Source organism: Amylibacter sp. IMCC11727 (genome assembly GCF_029854195.1).
In the GTDB taxonomy this organism is placed as follows: Bacteria; Pseudomonadota; Alphaproteobacteria; order Rhodobacterales; family Rhodobacteraceae; genus Amylibacter.
The window spans coordinates 977,279-994,316 of record NZ_CP122960.1; the positions used below are offsets into that span (position 1 = coordinate 977,279).

A 17,038-nucleotide genomic window follows, 5' to 3' on the forward strand; every position below is an offset into this window, starting at 1 on the left:
CTGCGCAACGCTTTGACGTGTGGATTGGCTATGGCAGGGTGGGGCATCTGAAAAGGAGCCCACCTGATGCCTGATGTTACCCAAGTCCTGACCAACACGCAGACAATCACAGAACAAAAACTGGCAACTGTACCAGCTGCCGCCCTGTCAGATGGGCAAGCACGCTTGCGGATTGAACGGTTCGCGTTGACGGCAAATAACGTGACCTATGCCGCATCTGGTTTTGCAATAGGGTATTGGAAGTTCTTTCCAGTGGCTGAACAGGGCTGGGGACTGGTGCCCGTTTGGGGTTTTGCCGAAGTGGTTGAAAGCGCATCTGATGTTGTGACCGTGGGGGAGCGGTTTTACGGATTTTACCCACTGGCGAGCGAATTGGTGATGGAGCCCGTAGCCCACGGCGGCAATGCCATCCGTGCCGTTTGCCCACACCGCGTGGACTTGCCTGTTGTGTACAACATCTATTCCCGCGCGAGTGCCGCCCCCAAAGGCAGCGATCCGTATCAGGCGTTGATGCAGCCGCTGATTGCAACATCCTATCTGCTTTATGATTGGCTGATGGATAGCGATTGGTTTGGAGCGAAGCAGATCATCATCGGCTCTGCGTCATCGAAAACAGGTCTGGGCCTGACAGCGTTCTTGTCGAAACATGAAGCGCGCGATTACAAAGTTGTGGGCCTAACCGGATCAGGCAATGCGGATTTTGTGCGTGACCTGGGATTTTGCGATCAGGTCGTGACCTATGACGCGGTTGAAACCTTGGATCAGGTGGCCTCGGTTTATGTGGATATGGCGGGGAATGGAAATGTGAAACAACGTCTGCATGCGCGGCTTGAAGGGCATTTAAATCATTCATCCGCCGTTGGGATTTCCCACTGGGATCAGTTTGCGCCACAGGTTGAGGTAGCAGGGCCAAAGCCTGAATTTTTCTTTGCACCAAGCCAGATTGAAAAGCGTAAAAAGGACTGGGGCAAAGGCGTGATTGAACAAAAGATCGGCGAGGCAACGCAGATGATTGTTGAAGACGCGGCGCGTTGGCTGACGCTGGACACCCATGCAGGGCTTGAGGCTGCAATGGCCCCTTATGAAGCGCTGGCCTCGGGAAAGGCCGATCCAAGGATTGGCCATGTGGTCGAGGTTTAATCCGCCAAGAGCCTTCTTTTGTCCAAAAAAATCCCGGGACGCCGCAGTACGGCGGGGGCAGCGCCCCCTCTGGCTTAACCGCGCATCCGTTTCATCTCTGGATCAAACAGATGTTCTGTCAGGCGTTTTGCCTTGCACATTTTCCCAAGGATTTCGATTTCTACCTCCAGATCGTCTGTGATCATTTCGGAAGGCACAAACCCGATTGCGATGGATTTCTGCGCATGGTGTGAATAGCCCCCAGATGTACAAAAGCCTACAACCGCGCCGTTAATCCAAATGGGCTCATAGGCGTTTACATCCGCATCATCGGCGTCCACCTCGAACGAACACAGCTGACGCGCAGGGCCTGCGGATTTTTCAGCGGCAGAGGGGGCTTTGCCGATGAAATCGACAGGTTTGTTATAGCTGATAAAGCGATCCATGCCCGTTTCAGCGGCGGTGTAATCGGGTGAGAACTCAGCATTCCACGATCCAAAGAACCGATCCAGACGCAGGGACATCATGGCGCGCATCCCAAAGGGGCGCAGGCCGAGGTCTTTGCCTGCCTCTGACAGCGTGGCGTAAAGGGCCCGTTGATTGTCCGCATCTACATAAATCTCGTAGCCCAAATCCCCTGTGTAGCTGACCCGTTGGACAAGCGCGTCGCACATGCCAACGGATAGATGTTTGGCGTCCATAAATTTGAAAGCGTCGTTTGAGACATCCGCGCGGGTGCAGCGAGACAACAGCTCGCGTGCGTTTGGCCCGGCAATCTGGAACCCGATGCGGCGGGTGGACACGTTTTCGATGGCTACGTCCCCGTCCAAATTTTGTAGGAACCAGCGCATGTGGATGGACTGCATACCAAAGCTGGCGGTCAGTTGGAATTTGGTTTCTGACAGGCAGGTGACGGTGAAATCACCGATCAGTTTGCCTTTGTGTGACAGCATCGGGGTCAGGGACAGGCGGCCTTGTTTGGGGATGCGGCCTGCCATGATGCGGTCGAGCCAGCCTCGTGCGTCTGTTCCCGTGACGATGTATTTGCCGAAGTTTGTGATTTCATTGATGCCCACGGCCTCGCGGACGGCTTTCACTTCGGCCGCTGTGGCCTCCCACGCGTTAGAGCGGCGGAAGGATGGGGTTTCAAACCGTGGCTCGCCGTCGAGCGCAAAGTAGTTGGGGACTTCCAATCCGTATTGCGCACCGAATACAGCGTTTTGCTCATCCCAGATGTTGTAAGCGGGTGTGGTTTGGAACGGGCGGCAAGCGGGCAGTTCTTCGTTCGGATAAGACACCGAGAAGCGTTTTTGGTAGTTCTCGATCACTTTTGGCCGTGTGTAACCCGGTGTAATCCAATCGCCAAAACGAGCCACATCCATGGCATACACATCCCGTTCGGTTTCCCCTTCGACCATCCATTGTGCAAGCATTAGGCCCACACCGCCCCCTTGGGAAAAGCCCGCCATAACACCACAGGCGGACCAGTAGTTGCGCATGCCTGGGATCGGGCCAACAAGGGGGTTGCCATCGGGGGCGAAAGTGAAGGGGCCGTGGATCACGTTTTTCACGCCAGCGGTTTCCAGCACGGGAAAGCGTTTATAGGCGAATGCGATGCTGTCTTCGATTTTGTCAAAGTCGTCAGGCAGGAGTTCGTGACCAAAATCCCAGCTTGTTCCATCGACGGCCCATGGGCGGCAGGTTTGTTCGTAAAACCCGATGCACAATCCCCGGGCTTCTTGGCGCAGATAGCTTTCGCCAGCGGGGTCCATCACGTGGGGATGTTCGATGCCGCTGTCGATCATGTCTTCGATCATCGGGATGGTTTCGGTGACGATGTATTGGTGTTCCATCGGATGCAGCGGCATGTACACGCCTGCCATTGCGCCCACTTCGCGCGCCCACAGGCCACCCGCGTTAACCACATGTTCGGCATGAATGGTGCCTTTGTCCGTGACCACGTCCCATGTGCCATCAGGCCGTTGATTGGTTTCACGCACCATGCAGTGGGTTTCAATTGTTGCTCCGCCCATGCGGGCCGCTTTGGCATAGGCATGGGTGGTTCCAGATGGATCAAGGTGCCCATCCAGCGGATCGTACAGACCGCCGATAATGCCCTCCACATTGGTGACAGGGGCGATTTTTTTGATTTCTTCGGGAGTGACGATCTCGGTTTCAAGCCCCATGTAGCGGTGCTTGGCCCGTTCAGCGAGCAGCATGTCCATGCGCTCTTGGTTATCGGCCAGTGTCACGCCGCCCACGTGGTGCAGGCCACAGGACATGCCTGTCAGCTCTTCCAGTTCTTTGTACAGGCGGATTGTGTAGCCCTGTAGCGCAGCCATATTTGTATCGCCGTTGAGGGTGTGGAACCCGCCCGCCGCGTGCCATGTGGAGCCGCTGGTCAATTCAGATCGTTCTACCAGCATCACGTCGGACCAGCCGAGTTTCGTAAGGTGATAGAGAACGGAGGCGCCGACAACGCCGCCGCCAATGACGCAGACACGAGTGGTTGTTTGCATGGGATGATTCCTGACAACTGTATTTTGTGCCAAGCTGCGCCCGATTGTCGTTTTTCGCAATCCCGTTCGCGACAAGTTATGTCGCGAACTTTGAGGTTACTTTTCGGGGATCAGGCCGCGTGGGCTGAACCGCAGAACCACCAGCAAAATCAGGCCCATGGTTAGCAGTCGCATGTGCGCAACGCTTTCGATCAGGTGCAGACGCAGGGCGTTGTCCTCGGCCATACCCATTGTGATCGTGCTCATCAGCCACAGGCCGATTGGCTCTGCTTGGATCCAAAAGAACCAAACCACAAAGCCGCCCAGAACAGCGCCCCAGTTGTTGCCCGACCCGCCCAAGATCACCATGACCCAGATCAGGAAGGTAAAGCGCAAGGGTTGGTAGGTGCCAGGTGTCAGCTGCCCATCGAGTGTGGTGAGCATCGCACCCGCGATCCCAACGACAACGGAGCCAAGCACAAAGACCTGAAGGTGACGGGCCACAATGTCTTTGCCCATAGCATTTGCGGACACTTCATTATCGCGAATGGCGCGCATCATGCGGCCCCACGGAGAATTCAGGGCCCTTTCTGACAGCCACAAAACGATCAGCAGAACAACTGTGAACAGCGCGGCATAGCACAGCTTTACAAAGATGGATGAAGTTGTGGCAGGATCGAGTCCCCACGTTTGTGCAAAGGACAAAAACCACTCAGTTTGTTGCAAATCAATTTCGTAAGGCACAGGACGAGACAGGCCAGACACGTTTTTCACTCCGCGTGTCATCCAATCTTCGTGTTTGATGATTGCGACGATGATTTCGGCGATGCCAAGGGTCGCGATGGCCAGATAGTCTGACCGCAGACCAAGGGCGATTTTACCGATAATCCATGCCGCGACCCCTGCAAGCAGGCCGCCAACTGGCCAAGATAGAATAATCGGCAGGCCAAGCCCCCCAAGGAAGCCAGACGCCGCTGGATCAACCTTTTCAATGGCAGCCGTTGCAGGGCCATAGAAGGAACGAGACAGTAGGATACCGCCAATCACAATCGCCGCCACGATCAGCGAGCGTTTATGAGATTTTTCCATGGCGCGATACACATAAATCGCTGCCATGACCGTCACCACAGCAATGATAAAGGCCACAAACACGCCAAGCGCGCCCGCAGACCACGCATCTGTCACCGGATCAACGGACACGATCACCGCAGCAACACCGCCAAGGGCCGCAAACCCCATAATGCCCACATTCAACAGACCCGCGTAACCCCATTGGATATTCACACCCAGCGCCATGATCGACGAAATCAGACAGAGGTTCAAAAGCGCCAGTGCCACATTCCAGCTTTGCAGTTGGCCAACGATGATAATCAACAGGCCCATGATGGCGAAGAACGAAACGTTGCGCGCCGCATCACCAAGCGGTTGCATTCCGATAACACGCGGTAACAGCGTGCGGACCAAAAGAGCGGCTGCAATAAGGCTGAGAAGATAAATCATACCGATTTCCCCGCGAAGATACCTGTGGGTCGGAACAGAAGCACAAGAAGTAGGATCAAGAAGCTGACCGCAAATTTGTAGTCCGTGGACAGCAATTGGACGAGCGTATCAGGTTCCCAACTTTCGGGGACCAGATATTTCATGAACTTTTTATAGGCGTAGGTCACCATAATTTCCGAAAATGCGATGACAAATCCGCCTGCAATGGCCCCCACGGGGGATCCAAGGCCACCCACGATGGCCGCCGCAAAAATGGGCAGCAACAGTTGCAGATAGGTGAAAGGTTTGAAGGATTTATCAAGCCCGTAAAGCGACCCCGCAATGGTGGCCAGAATAGCGCAGATGATCCAAGCAACCATGACCACTTTGTCAGGGTTAATGCCAGACAGCAGCGCCAAATCTTCGTTATCGGAATAGGCGCGCATGGATTTACCCGTCCGCGTGCGGTTCAAAAACCAGAACAGGATCGCCACCGCGATGACCGTGGTGACGATAGTAATGCCTTGGCTGACTTTGATGGACAGACCTTCATTCAGACCCGTCATTTGTTTGAACGTGCGCGCTTTGATGATGAAACGTTCACCATCGGCAAATTTCTGATCGTTCGGTCCAATGATGAAACGGATCAGGCCATTGGTTACAAACATCACACCCATCGACGCGATCAGATAGATCACAGGGGAGGCTTTTTGTTTTCGGTAGAACCGATACACCACACGGTCTGTGCCAAGCACCAAAGCAATACAGAACAGAATACCAAAAGGCAGCGCGAGCAGGGCCGTGGGCAAAGGCGCAATGCTGATGCCCCAAGATTGGAACAACCACGTAAACAGGATGGTGAACATGGCGCCAAAGGCCATTGTGTCCCCGTGGGCAAAGTTCGAGAACCGCAAAATGCCATAAATCAGCGTCACACCCAGCGCACCCAGCGCAAGTTGAGAGCCATAGCTGATGGCAGGGACGAGCACGAAGTTCGACAAAAGGACGAGTGCGTTTAGGAGTTCCATGTGGTCAACTCTCCGGTTGCTTGCAGGTGCCGTAGAGGAACATATCCTCGGGGCGGTCGATATAGTTGGTGACGCCGATGGTCATGGCGGCGTCAGGGAAAATGTTGATGCGGTAAACGGTCTGCGCATCTGTGCTGGCTGTTGCCATTAACGTTTGGGTTTTGTCCACAGACATAACGCCCAGAACGCCACGGCTCTCGGTCCCGTTTGGCAAAATAAACTGCGTCATGCCCTGTTCACGATTGTGATTGATCGTGATGGATTGCGCCGAGGGACGGCAGGCTTCGTTTACAGGACACGCGGTGTGCAGTGTGCAGGTCACGTTGAAGGTGTCAGGCGTGAACCAATTGGTTTGGGCCACGACAGCTGATGTCATCAAACAAAATGCAAGTGTGTAAAAGGTGACTTGCATCATCCCCCCAAGAAACTCTTGCGCACGTCGGGGTCATTGAGCAGGGCTTGGCCCGTGTCGGTGTAGCGGTTGCGGCCTTGGACCAGAACATAGCCTTTGTCCGCAATGTTGAGTGCTTGGCGGGCGTTTTGTTCGACCATCAGGATGGAAATACCCGTGCGGGCCACTTCGATAATGCGGTCAAACAGCTCGTCCATCACGATGGGCGACACGCCTGCGGTTGGCTCATCGAGCATCAGCAATTTTGGTTGCGTCATGAGCGCACGGCCCACGGCTACTTGCTGGCGCTGCCCGCCTGACAATTCACCTGCGTTTTGGCGGCGTTTTTCCTTGAGGATCGGGAATAGCTCGTACACCTGTTCCATCGTCACATTGATATCGTCGCGGCGCAGGAAGGCACCCATTTCAAGGTTCTCCTCCACGGACATGGACGGGAACACGTTCGAAGTTTGCGGCACAAAAGCCATGCCCTTGGCCACGCGCGCTTGGGGCGACAGTTTGGTGATGTCTTCACCGTCGAGCATGACAGAGCCTGTATGGATGTTCAGCATCCCGAACACGGCCTTCATCGCGGTAGATTTCCCCGCGCCGTTCGGTCCGACGATCACGGCGATTTCGCCCTCTGCGGCTTCAATCGTGCAGTCGTGCAGAATATCCGCGCCGCCATAGCCACCTGTCATGTTTTTTGCTGAAAGATAGGTCATTGCAGGCCTCTGACGCGACTGCCCCGGACATGATCCGGGGTCGTTTGATTGTGGGCGGTCCCAGCGCAATGGCTGGGACGGTTGTTCTGAGAAGCAGGTTTCATGATGCTGCCTCTTTCGCTTCTTGTGGTGTCTTGTTCTTCAACCCTGTGCCTAGGTAGGCCTCGATCACCTGTTCGTTTGATTTGATCTCGTCGATTGTGCCTTCGGCCAGCACGGTGCCTTCGGCCATGCAGATGACGGGATCACACAGGCGACCGATGAAATCCATGTCGTGTTCGATCATGCAAAACGTGTAGCCGCGCTCTTTGTTCAGGCGTAGGATTGCGTCGCCAATGGTGTTGAGCAGGGTGCGGTTCACACCTGCGCCCACTTCGTCCAAGAAAACGATTTTGGCATCGACCATCATGGTGCGACCCAGTTCCAAGAGCTTTTTCTGGCCGCCTGACAGATTTCCAGCCAATTCATCTGCTACATGGGAAATTTCAAGAAATTCAATAACTTCATCCGCTTTTTTACGGATTTCGGCCTCTTGCGCGCGCACCTTGCCTGGGGAAAACCAAGCGTCCCACAGCCGTTCGCCTGCTTGGTTCGGGGGAACCATCATCAGGTTTTCGCGCACGGTCATGGTGGAGAATTCATGGGCAATTTGGAAAGTGCGCAACAACCCGCGATTAAACAGTGCATGCGGCGGAAGGCCCGTGATGTCTTCACCATCCAGCAGTACGCGCCCAGCAGTGGCTTCATGCACACCTGCGATCACATTAAACAGCGTGGTTTTACCTGCGCCGTTCGGGCCGATCAGCCCTGTGATGGAGCCTGTTTCAATTTCCAAGGACGCATCGTTCACGGCGTAAAAGCCGCCAAAGCGTTTGGCGAGGTTTTCAACTTTGATCATGGTGTGCGAGCTGCCAAATTTAAAAAAGCAGCCCGCACAGAATGCGGGCTGCTTGGTCGTTTATAAAAGCGATTAGCGGTACTTAACAGTTGTCAGTTTGCCGCCTTTGATTTCGATCTCGCGATAGTTACCAGCGCTTTCGCCAGCACCGATCAGTTCCACGTTGGACGCGCCAACGAAGTCCACGTCACCACCGTTTGCGATGATCTCGAGCGCTTTGCCCAACTCACCTGGGAAGATTTTCTCACCTGGTGCGTTTGCAACGTCCATGATCTTGCCTTTGTATTCGGCTGGATCAGCGGAACCAGCAGCTTGCATGGCCAGCATGATCAAAGATGCAGCGTCGTAGCTTTCTGCAACAAATGGTGCGGAACCGTCATAGTTGTCGCCAGCCATTTCAACCAGTTTGCCAGCACCTTCGCTGTCTGTGCCTGGAACCTGACCGAAGGACCCGTCCAGATCTGTGCCGATGGCTTCTGGCAGGCTGTCGCCAACCATGCCGTCTGGCAGAACGAATGTGTCAAACGCACCTGAATCAAGGGAACCCTCGATGATGCCTTTACCACCTTGGTCAAGGTAACCTGCAACGACGAGGATTTCGCCGCCAGCTGCTGCCAAAGCGCCAACTTCAGCAGAGTAGTCGGCTTTGCCGTCTTCGTGTGCTGCAGAAATTGTCACAGACCCGCCAGCCGCTTCGAAAGCCGCTTGGAATGCGTCAGCCAAACCTTTGCCGTAATCGTTGTTTGTGTATGTCAAAGCAACTTCTTTAAAGCCACGGTCCATAATGACTTCTGTCATAACGGCGCCTTGACGCGCATCAGATGGGGCTGTGCGGAAGAACAGGCCGTTGTCTTCTACTGTGGACAGTGCTGGGGACGTGGCAGATGGAGATACCATCACCATGCCGTTTGCCAGTGCAACGTTTGTCAAAACAGCAGTTGTTACGCCAGAACAGTCAGCGCCAACGATGCCAGATACTTTGTCAGATGTGATCAGACGTTCCGCAGCCGCAGTGGCCGCCGCAGAGTCAACACATGTGCTGTCAGCGCGAACGGATGCAACCGCTTTGCCGCCGAGCAGTTTGCCAGAAGCTGTCACTTCGGCCATTGCTTGTTCAGCGCCAGAAGCCATTGCTGGTGTCAGCGATTCGATTGGGCCAGTGAAGCCAAAGATGATGCCGAGTTTTACATCAGCGTGGCCATCGGCGAATGCGCCGCCTGCCAAAGCTACGGTTGCCGCAGTTGCGAGCAGTAGTTTTTTCATGTGATTTTCTCCCTGAATACACATTAGTGGCGGAGACATTAGAGATTGAGGGCGTGAATGCAAGCGGTTCCTTGGCGTTCACTTGCTCGTTGTGTGGCTTGTCGGAATTAAAAAATGTGCCATCATTAGAATCCCTTGGCCCAAAAGGAGCGTTACTATGAAACGGCTGTTCCCCGTCCTTTTTTTGTGTCTGTTGCCCCTGTCGGTTGCAGCGCAATCTATTGCCACATCAATCGGTACGATATCCGTTGAAAAGCTGGCAGGAGAGCTGAAAGACCCGTGGGCGGTGGCGATTTTGCCAAAGGGGCAGTTTCTGATTTCCGAAAAACGCGGCGTGTTGTTGTTGTTCGATCAAACGGGTGAACGCCGCCGCGTTTCAGGTGTTCCCAAAGTGGTAAGCAAAGGGCAGGGCGGTTTGCTGGATGTTGTCGCCGCGCGGGATTTTGCGACCACAGGCACGATCTTTATGACATTCGCCAAAAATCAGGCACGGGGTGTGGGAACCACAATGGTGTCGGCCACGCTCGATACGAACCGCGCCAAACTAAGCAATGTGAAAACCCTGTTTGAAATGCAGCAAGGCACAGTTGGCGGGCGGCATTTTGGAAGTCGCGTTGTGGAAGGGCGCGATGGTTTTTTGTATGTCACTGTCGGTGAACGGGGCGATCGCCCGTCGGCACAGGATTTGAACACGCATAACGGTAGCGTGGTCCGGGTGGCTCGGGATGGGCGCGTTCCAGCCAGCAATCCTTTTGTTAGCACGCCAAACGCGCAACCTGAAATATGGTCCTTTGGGCATCGCAACCCGCAGGGCGCGGCGCTCGATTCGGCAGGGCTGTTGTGGGTGGCTGAACACGGGGCCAAAGGTGGTGACGAGGTGAACCGCGTGAAAAAAGGCGCCAATTTCGGCTGGCCTGTGATTTCTTATGGAGAGCATTATTCGGGCCGCAAAATCGGAGAGGGCACATCCAAATCAGGTATGGAACAACCCAATTTTTACTGGGATCCATCCATCGCGCCCTCTGGTTTGATGATTTATTCAGGCAAGATGTTTGCCGAATGGGAAGGTGACTTTTTCATTGGGTCGCTGAAGTTTGACCACATCGCGCGGCTTGATCGTGCGGGCAACAGATTGCGTTCTGGTGAACAGATCAAATCACGCGAAACTGCGCGGGTCCGCGATGTGCGTGAAGCGCCAGATGGGTCTATCTGGTTTCTCAGCGTGGATCGGCGTGGGTTGTTTCGGATTAGCCGTTAAGTCTGTTTCGCTGCCTGCGAACCCCGTTCACGATATGGCGTTGTGTCATATTGTGCGCGGTAGCATTTTGAGAAATGCGACGGAGAAGCAAAGCCACAGGCCAGCGCTACATTGATCACTGACATTTCAGTCTGCATCAACAGGTTACGCGCTTTTTGCAACCGCAGTTCCATGTAATAGCGTTTCGGGGATCGGCTGAGATAGCGGCTGAACAGGCGTTCTAATTGGCGCGTGGACATGCCCACGTCTTGAGCCAAAACAGACGGAGAGACGGGTTCCTCGATATTGCTTTCCATCATCTGAATAACGGTCGAAAGCTTTGGGTGACGCACCCCAATGCGTGTTGGAATGGACAAGCGTTGTTCGTCCCGTTCCGTGCGGATGCTTGTGTGCAAACACTGATCCGCGACCCAATTGGCGATATCCTCGCCGTCGCGAGTCGCCATTAGCTTCAGCATCAGATCAAGCGATGACGTCCCGCCCGCCGACGTGAATCGATTGCCATCAATCACATAAACCGCTTTGGACAGTTCCACTTCGTCAAACTCTTCGGTGAAGCTGTCATAGTTTTCCCAGTGAATCGTGCATTTTTTACCGTCGAGCAAACCTGCCTTAGCCAGAGTATGCGCACCCGTACACAACCCACCAATCGACGCGCCTTTACGTGCTTCGCGGCGCAACCAATTCATCACCTTTTTGGTGGAGCTTTGGTCAATGCCAAGACCACCACATACCATTACCGTGTCATCACGGGATACATCGGCCAAATCCATATCGACCATCATTTTGGCCCCGTTGGAACAGGCCACGGGTTCGCCGTCTTCGGATGCAAGCGTCCAAGAATATCGTGGCGTTTTGTCAAACCGATTGGCGATGCGCAGCGTATCCAACGCGCTGGAAAACGGAACGAGCGAAAACTGGTCCAACAGCAAAAAGATAAACCTACGTGTTTTTACGTCTGTGGAGTCGGTTTTGTGTGCTGTCATGGCAAAGGGCTCGTTCTGGCCGAATCACTCGGAACGTGGTCGTTTTGACCAACTTGGAGAAATTGCTTTTACGCTTCAAGAGATTAACGTTTTTGCCACAGTGGAAAATATTCGCCTGAATATTGATCGGATTGGGCCTTTTATGGGTGTTGAGCCCCTAGCCAACACGCCAAAAGGGATGGTATCGCTATCGCCTTGTTATTCAACCAAGGAGAGACCCGATGACTTCGGCTTGGAAAAAATCTGATTGGCGCAACAAAGAGCGGATTCAGATGCCAGATTATACCGACGATGCTGCTCTAAAGGCGGTTGAGGCGCGTTTGTCTAGCTATCCGCCGCTGGTTTTTGCAGGGGAAGCGCGGTCTTTGAAGGCTAAGTTGGCGCAAGTCTCTCGTGGTGAGGGATTCTTGTTGCAAGGGGGCGATTGCGCCGAGAGCTTTGCCGAATTTAACGCTGACATGCTGCGCGACACGTACAAAGTGATGCTGCAAATGGCGGTTGTGCTGACATATGGTGCCAAAGTGCCCGTTGTGAAAATCGGTCGCGTTGCGGGCCAATTCGCCAAACCACGTTCTGCTGCGACTGAAACGGTGGATGGTGTGGAATTGCCGTCCTACCGTGGTGACATCATCAACGACATCGAATTTACACCTGAAGCGCGCATTCCAAATCCTGATCGTATGCTCGAAGCTTATACACAAGCGGCGGCATCACTAAACTTGCTGCGTGCATTTTCCATGGGTGGTTTTGCTGACATTCACCATGTGCATGAATGGAACCTCGGCTTCGCCAATGCGGCAGGAGCGGCCGAAAAATACACACAACTTGCCAACCGTATTTCCGACAGTTTGGATTTCATGACGGCGGCAGGAGTGAATTCTGACAACACATCTTCACTACACACCGTAAATTTCTACACCAGCCACGAAGCGCTGCTGCTGGAATACGAAGAAGCCCTGTGTCGTATCGACTCCACTTCTGGCCTGCCCGTTGCTGGGTCTGGACACATGATCTGGATCGGGGATCGCACCCGCCAGCCTGATGGCGCGCATGTGGAATTCGCCCGTGGGGTGCAAAACCCGATTGGTCTGAAATGTGGTCCAACAACCACCGCAGATGACCTGAAGGTTTTGATGGAAAAACTGAACCCAGAAAACGAAGCAGGGCGTTTGACCCTGATCGCGCGGTTCGGTGCTGGCTCTGTTGGGGATCACCTGCCACGGCTTGTCAAAGCGGTGAAAGAAGAAGGCGCAAACGTGGTTTGGTCCTGTGACCCAATGCACGGCAACACCATCAAATCCACAACAGGGTATAAAACCCGCCCCTTCGATAGCATCCTGCGCGAAGTGCGCGAGTTCTTTGGCATCCATAACGCAGAAGGCACCGTTCCAGGTGGCGTGCATTTCGAGATGACGGGCAAGGATGTAACAGAATGCACAGGTGGTGTGCGTGCGGTTACAGACGAAGATCTGTCTGATCGCTACCATACAGCATGTGACCCACGTTTGAACGCATCCCAAGCCTTGGAATTGGCGTTCCTCGTGTCCGAAGAATTGGAACAACGTGTGGTGGCTCAGCGTAAAGCGGGCTAATCCAATCGCGAAAGTTTGGAAAACGCGGCTCTTTCGGGCCGCGTTTTTTATTCGTCTTTGACCAACCGCAAATAGGGTTTGCGCGATGTTATCCGTTCCGTCTTTGCTTTTCCCTCTGAAAGGGTTGGACGGTGAGACCTGGTGATTGCACCATCATGTGCAAAAGGGTCTGACTGTTCGGCAAAACCAGCAACAGGTTCAGGCGCAGTTGTGGTCATCACCCCCACAATGCGCGTGGTTTTCACATCCAAAATTTCAAAACGTTGCGGATGCTGCACGTGTGCCCCTTGTTTGGTCAAACAGCCCAAAATACGCGCGATTTTTCCGTTTTGATCCTGCATCGGTAACAACAACATCCGCGCGGTCAATCGACCTTTGCTGTTGTTTGAACACAGCTGCAGCTCCACGATTTTTGGGGAGTCGATTAAATCATCAATAATCTTGCCAAACGTGTCGCGATACCCCAGTTCGATCAGCGACCGTGCGGGCATGCCTCGCAGTTCCATCCCCATGATGTCGCAGAGTTTTTGCCCTGCCAGACGAAAGCGCACGTCTTGGGGGTTGTTGTATTCCAGAACAAAAGTGTGTTCGAGCGCCCCTGTAATTTCACGCGGGTCCAGTTCAGAACGCATGGGGGCAATGCGGCCCGCACGCAGGCTTTCCCAATAGCTGAGGAGGTCTACAAGTATCGTATCCTGCATAAACCGGTCTTTCCCAAACAGCGATGTCACCGTCGATCCACCCGCGTTGACGTTACGCATGAAATATCCCATGTCTCACCCAGTTCCATTTTACACGCATTTGTTGAGAAATGCAGTGCATTTTGTTAACAGTTTTTATACCAACCCCGCGCGGCCTAAGTTGCACAAATTTAATCTAAAAGTGAGGCAAAGTTTCTTAAATGGTTAATTCAATGACAGCCTTTGCCTCAGTCAATGGCAGTGATGAGACTCTGACGTGGGCATGGGAGATTCGAAGCGTTAACGGACGCGGGCTCGACATTCGAACGCGCATTGCTGATGGATTTGACGGTTTGGAAGCGGTGGTTCGCAAAGACATTGGAGCGGCCTGCAAGCGGGGAACGATTACGGTTGGCTTAAAGGTGAAACGGGGCGCAGTGGCACGCGGTGCTCGGTTGAACCCAGACGCTTTGGAACGCGCCCTAGATGCGGTGCGTGACACAACAAAAGCGGCGGATATGGAAACGGCGCCTTTGGACGTGGCGGCCATTTTGGCACTGCCCGGCGTGTTTACGATGCAAGACGCAGAACAGGATGATCTGTCGGGCGTAATCCCGCAGGTGCAAAAAGATCTTTCAACGGCGATTGACTCGTTTTGCGCGGCGCGGGCTGCTGAAGGGGGCGCGCTACACAGTATATTAACGGATCAAGTGCAAGACATCGCGCGATTGTGCGCCGCAGCAGCCGATGTTTTGGAGGCCCGCCGCGATCATGCAGCCGAAACGTTCAGGGCCAACGTGGCACGGGTTTTGGACAATACAGATGGTGTGGATGACTCCCGCATTGCCCAAGAGCTTGCGCTCATCGCGGTAAAGGCAGATGTGGCAGAAGAGTTGGACCGTCTGGGCGCCCATGTGGATGCGGCCCACGCGTTGCTGGCCGAAGATGGACCCATTGGACGAAAATTCGATTTTCTGACACAAGAATTTAACCGCGAAGCAAATACCCTGTGTTCCAAAGCGAACTTTACCGAATTGACCGCGATCGGGCTTGACCTGAAAACGGTAATCGACCAGATGCGCGAACAAGTGCAAAATGTGGAGTAGCCATGTCTGTTGATGCCCGTTTGGGTCTTTTGATTATCATTTCTTCACCTTCGGGTGCGGGGAAATCCACATTGGCCAAACGTTTGCTGGCGGATGATGACACTATCAATTTTTCCGTATCCGCCACCACCCGCCCGATGCGCAACGGCGAGGTTGAGGGCAAGGATTACTATTTCAAAAGCCGTGCAGAATTCGAAGCGATGGTGGATGCTGGCCAAATGCTTGAACATGCAGAGGTTTTTGGCAATTTATACGGCTCTCCGATGGAACCTGTTGCACAAGCGATCCAGCAAGGGCGTGACGTTTTGTTCGATGTGGATTGGCAAGGTGGGCAACAAATCCGCGCGTCAAACCTGCGCGACAATGTTGTGTCGATCTTTATCTTACCACCGTCCATTGCGGCCCTTGAATCTCGCCTGAATGCGCGGGGCCAAGACAGTGCTGAGGTCGTGGCGGGGCGAATGGCCAAATCACGAGACGAGATCAGCCACTGGGCCGAATACGACTATGTTCTGGTCAACGAAGATTTGGACACGTGCGAGGCAGAACTGCGCGCCGTGATCACCGCAGAACGTCTGCGCCGTGATCGCCAGCCTGGCCTGATGTCACGGGTGCGCGCGCTCAACACTGAATTTGAGGATATGACATGATTTATGCACTGGATGGCATTGCGCCAACCTTCGCTAGCGACGGGGACTACTGGATCGCCCCAAATGCGCAATTGATGGGTAAGGTTCAAATCGACAGCGGAGCATCCGTTTGGTTTGGTGCAGTGCTGCGCGGTGATAATGAACTGATCCATGTGGGTGAAGGTACGAATGTGCAGGAAAACTCTGTTTTGCATACGGATATGGGGTTTCCGATGACTATCGGCAAAAACTGTACAATCGGACATAAGGCGATGTTGCATGGCTGTACGATTGGTGAAAACTCTCTGATCGGCATGGGCGCAACGGTTTTGAATGGCGCTGTGATCGGCAAGAATTGTTTGATTGGGGCAAATGCGCTGATCACGGAAGGAAAGGTTATTCCTGACGGGTCATTGGTCATGGGAGCGCCGGGCAAAGTAGTGCGCGAATTGGATGATATGGCAATTATGGGCCTGACCAAATCCGCCGAAGCGTATCAAATGAATATGCGCCGTTTTCGCGATGGTTTGGTGGTGGTCGACGGCTAACGCACCGTGATCAAAAGCGATGTGTCACTGTGTGCCACGTCTATGGTCAGCCCCTGAGTGATTGCTTCTGCCCGAGCGAGCGGGAATTGAACGCGGGACGAAGGGATTTCGCTGGGTTCAGCGCCTTCTGTGAGCACAGCCCAGAGCGGGGTATCATAGCGGATTTCTGTGCCTTGGCATTCTATCTGTGCGATGCTGTGGTCGTAAGAAACGGAAATATCACCGCCAAACGGCAGTGTCGTTTCTGCCGTTTGCACCAACAGAAACAACAGCTTAACCAAAGGACGAGGCACGTCGTTCAAAACGCGCCAGTGGGCGGTGATTTTCCGCTCTTCATAATTTTGCGCCAAAGTGCGTTGAGCAATCGGGGGCGCAACCATCGCCTCTGGCTTGGCAGGGCCGTAAGCGATGCGAAAAAACTCCAACCGTGCGGTGGCAGATTTCACGCTGTCTGACAACAACAGGGCCTCGGGCGTGTCGCCAAAACCTGTCAATTCCAACAGCTCGATCCCATTTGCAATTGCGCCCAGCGGGCTGGCCAGATCGTGGCAAATGCGAGAGCTGATTAAAGCTGCAAGTTTTTCAGAAGTATCGTACATTGGGCCATCTCTTACGTGTGTCGAGGCGCCATGAACGAATTTCTGACCCCCGGACAATTGGTCCGAAACCCTGACCACCCCGAATGGGGGTTGGGGCAGGTGCAATCTGTGGTTCGCGGCAAAATAACCGTGAATTTTGAAGAGCTTGGAAAGGTCGTCATCGACGCTGACCATGTTGCTCTTGATCTTGTGTAACTGGCGTAAAATTGACATTACAACCTTTAGTTGAGTTTGCAATA

Annotated in this window: 18 protein-coding genes; 8 read left to right on the plus strand and 10 right to left on the minus strand. The window is 53.9% G+C overall.

Annotated elements, in window-relative coordinates; genetic code table 11:
• Positions 1-66 precede the first annotated feature (66 nt).
• On the plus strand, positions 67-1,140 hold the full coding sequence (locus QBD29_RS05030; RefSeq protein WP_280100222.1) for a DUF2855 family protein: 1,074 nt from the start codon (positions 67-69) through the stop codon (positions 1,138-1,140).
• A gap of 74 nt (positions 1,141-1,214) precedes the next feature.
• On the opposite strand, the gene QBD29_RS05035 is transcribed toward QBD29_RS05030, so the two are convergent.
• The 7 genes from QBD29_RS05035 to QBD29_RS05065 form a co-directional block, all read right to left on the minus strand.
• Positions 1,215-3,638: an FAD-dependent oxidoreductase gene (locus tag QBD29_RS05035; protein WP_280100223.1), complete on the minus strand. Its 2,424-nt coding sequence runs from the start codon at positions 3,636-3,638 to the stop codon at positions 1,215-1,217.
• A 96-nt stretch (positions 3,639-3,734) separates the two neighbouring features.
• Positions 3,735-5,048: a branched-chain amino acid ABC transporter permease gene (locus QBD29_RS05040; RefSeq protein WP_280100925.1), complete on the minus strand. Its 1,314-nt coding sequence runs from the start codon at positions 5,046-5,048 to the stop codon at positions 3,735-3,737.
• A 65-nt stretch (positions 5,049-5,113) separates the two neighbouring features.
• Positions 5,114-6,124, minus strand: coding sequence for a branched-chain amino acid ABC transporter permease (locus tag QBD29_RS05045; protein ID WP_280100224.1), 1,011 nt, complete (start codon positions 6,122-6,124; stop codon positions 5,114-5,116).
• Between the two features lie 4 nt (positions 6,125-6,128).
• Positions 6,129-6,500, minus strand: a complete 372-nt coding sequence (locus QBD29_RS05050; protein ID WP_280100225.1) for a hypothetical protein — start codon at positions 6,498-6,500, stop codon at positions 6,129-6,131.
• Positions 6,501-6,535: 35 nt separating this feature from the next.
• Complete coding sequence (locus QBD29_RS05055; protein WP_280100226.1) at positions 6,536-7,240, minus strand: ABC transporter ATP-binding protein; 705 nt, start codon at positions 7,238-7,240, stop codon at positions 6,536-6,538.
• Between the two features lie 100 nt (positions 7,241-7,340).
• Positions 7,341-8,138 carry an ABC transporter ATP-binding protein gene (locus tag QBD29_RS05060; protein ID WP_280100227.1) on the minus strand — a complete coding sequence of 266 codons (798 nt, stop codon included), beginning with the start codon at positions 8,136-8,138 and terminating at the stop codon, positions 7,341-7,343.
• 72 nt (positions 8,139-8,210) lie between these two features.
• A complete protein-coding gene (locus QBD29_RS05065; RefSeq protein ID WP_280100228.1) occupies positions 8,211-9,401 on the minus strand; it encodes an ABC transporter substrate-binding protein in 1,191 nt (396 codons plus the stop codon).
• 157 nt (positions 9,402-9,558) lie between these two features.
• Between QBD29_RS05065 and QBD29_RS05070 the strand changes: the two genes are divergently transcribed.
• Positions 9,559-10,659: a PQQ-dependent sugar dehydrogenase gene (locus QBD29_RS05070; protein ID WP_280100229.1), complete on the plus strand. Its 1,101-nt coding sequence runs from the start codon at positions 9,559-9,561 to the stop codon at positions 10,657-10,659.
• Here the strand turns inward: QBD29_RS05070 and QBD29_RS05075 are convergent.
• A complete protein-coding gene (locus tag QBD29_RS05075) occupies positions 10,656-11,645 on the minus strand; it encodes a GlxA family transcriptional regulator (protein WP_280100230.1) in 990 nt (329 codons plus the stop codon). The two genes, QBD29_RS05070 and QBD29_RS05075, sit on opposite strands and share 4 nt — an antisense overlap.
• Here QBD29_RS05075 and QBD29_RS05080 point away from each other — a divergent pair.
• The gene (locus tag QBD29_RS05080; RefSeq protein WP_280100231.1) at positions 11,644-11,892 is read left to right on the plus strand and encodes a hypothetical protein; all 249 of its coding nucleotides are present in this window, start codon (positions 11,644-11,646) and stop codon (positions 11,890-11,892) included. The genes QBD29_RS05075 and QBD29_RS05080 overlap by 2 nt on opposite strands.
• Positions 11,867-13,237, plus strand: a complete 1,371-nt coding sequence (locus QBD29_RS05085; protein ID WP_280100232.1) for a 3-deoxy-7-phosphoheptulonate synthase class II — start codon at positions 11,867-11,869, stop codon at positions 13,235-13,237. Before QBD29_RS05080 ends, QBD29_RS05085 begins: the two co-directional genes overlap by 26 nt.
• Before the next feature lie 47 nt (positions 13,238-13,284).
• Here the strand turns inward: QBD29_RS05085 and QBD29_RS05090 are convergent, their stop codons facing one another.
• The gene (locus tag QBD29_RS05090; protein WP_280100233.1) at positions 13,285-13,998 is read right to left on the minus strand and encodes a PAS domain-containing protein; all 714 of its coding nucleotides are present in this window, start codon (positions 13,996-13,998) and stop codon (positions 13,285-13,287) included.
• Positions 13,999-14,150: 152 nt separating this feature from the next.
• On the opposite strand from QBD29_RS05090, the gene QBD29_RS05095 reads away from it, so the two are divergent.
• From QBD29_RS05095 to QBD29_RS05105, 3 genes are read left to right on the plus strand one after another with little or no spacing between them, the layout of a single operon-like run.
• On the plus strand, positions 14,151-15,023 hold the full coding sequence (locus QBD29_RS05095; RefSeq protein ID WP_280100234.1) for a YicC/YloC family endoribonuclease: 873 nt from the start codon (positions 14,151-14,153) through the stop codon (positions 15,021-15,023).
• Positions 15,024-15,025: 2 nt separating this feature from the next.
• Positions 15,026-15,673: a guanylate kinase gene (gmk, locus tag QBD29_RS05100; protein ID WP_280100235.1), complete on the plus strand. Its 648-nt coding sequence runs from the start codon at positions 15,026-15,028 to the stop codon at positions 15,671-15,673.
• Entirely contained in the window at positions 15,670-16,200 is a 531-nt protein-coding gene (locus tag QBD29_RS05105) for a gamma carbonic anhydrase family protein (RefSeq protein WP_280100236.1), read from the plus strand. The genes gmk and QBD29_RS05105 overlap by 4 nt, the downstream gene beginning before the upstream one ends.
• Here the strand turns inward: QBD29_RS05105 and QBD29_RS05110 are convergent.
• On the minus strand, positions 16,197-16,799 hold the full coding sequence (locus tag QBD29_RS05110) for a histidine phosphotransferase family protein (RefSeq protein WP_280100237.1): 603 nt from the start codon (positions 16,797-16,799) through the stop codon (positions 16,197-16,199). The two genes, QBD29_RS05105 and QBD29_RS05110, sit on opposite strands and share 4 nt — an antisense overlap.
• A 30-nt stretch (positions 16,800-16,829) precedes the next feature.
• Here QBD29_RS05110 and QBD29_RS05115 point away from each other — a divergent pair, with 30 nt between their 5' ends.
• Positions 16,830-16,994, plus strand: coding sequence for a DUF3553 domain-containing protein (locus tag QBD29_RS05115; protein ID WP_280100238.1), 165 nt, complete (start codon positions 16,830-16,832; stop codon positions 16,992-16,994).
• The last annotated feature ends 44 nt before the right edge of the window (positions 16,995-17,038 follow it).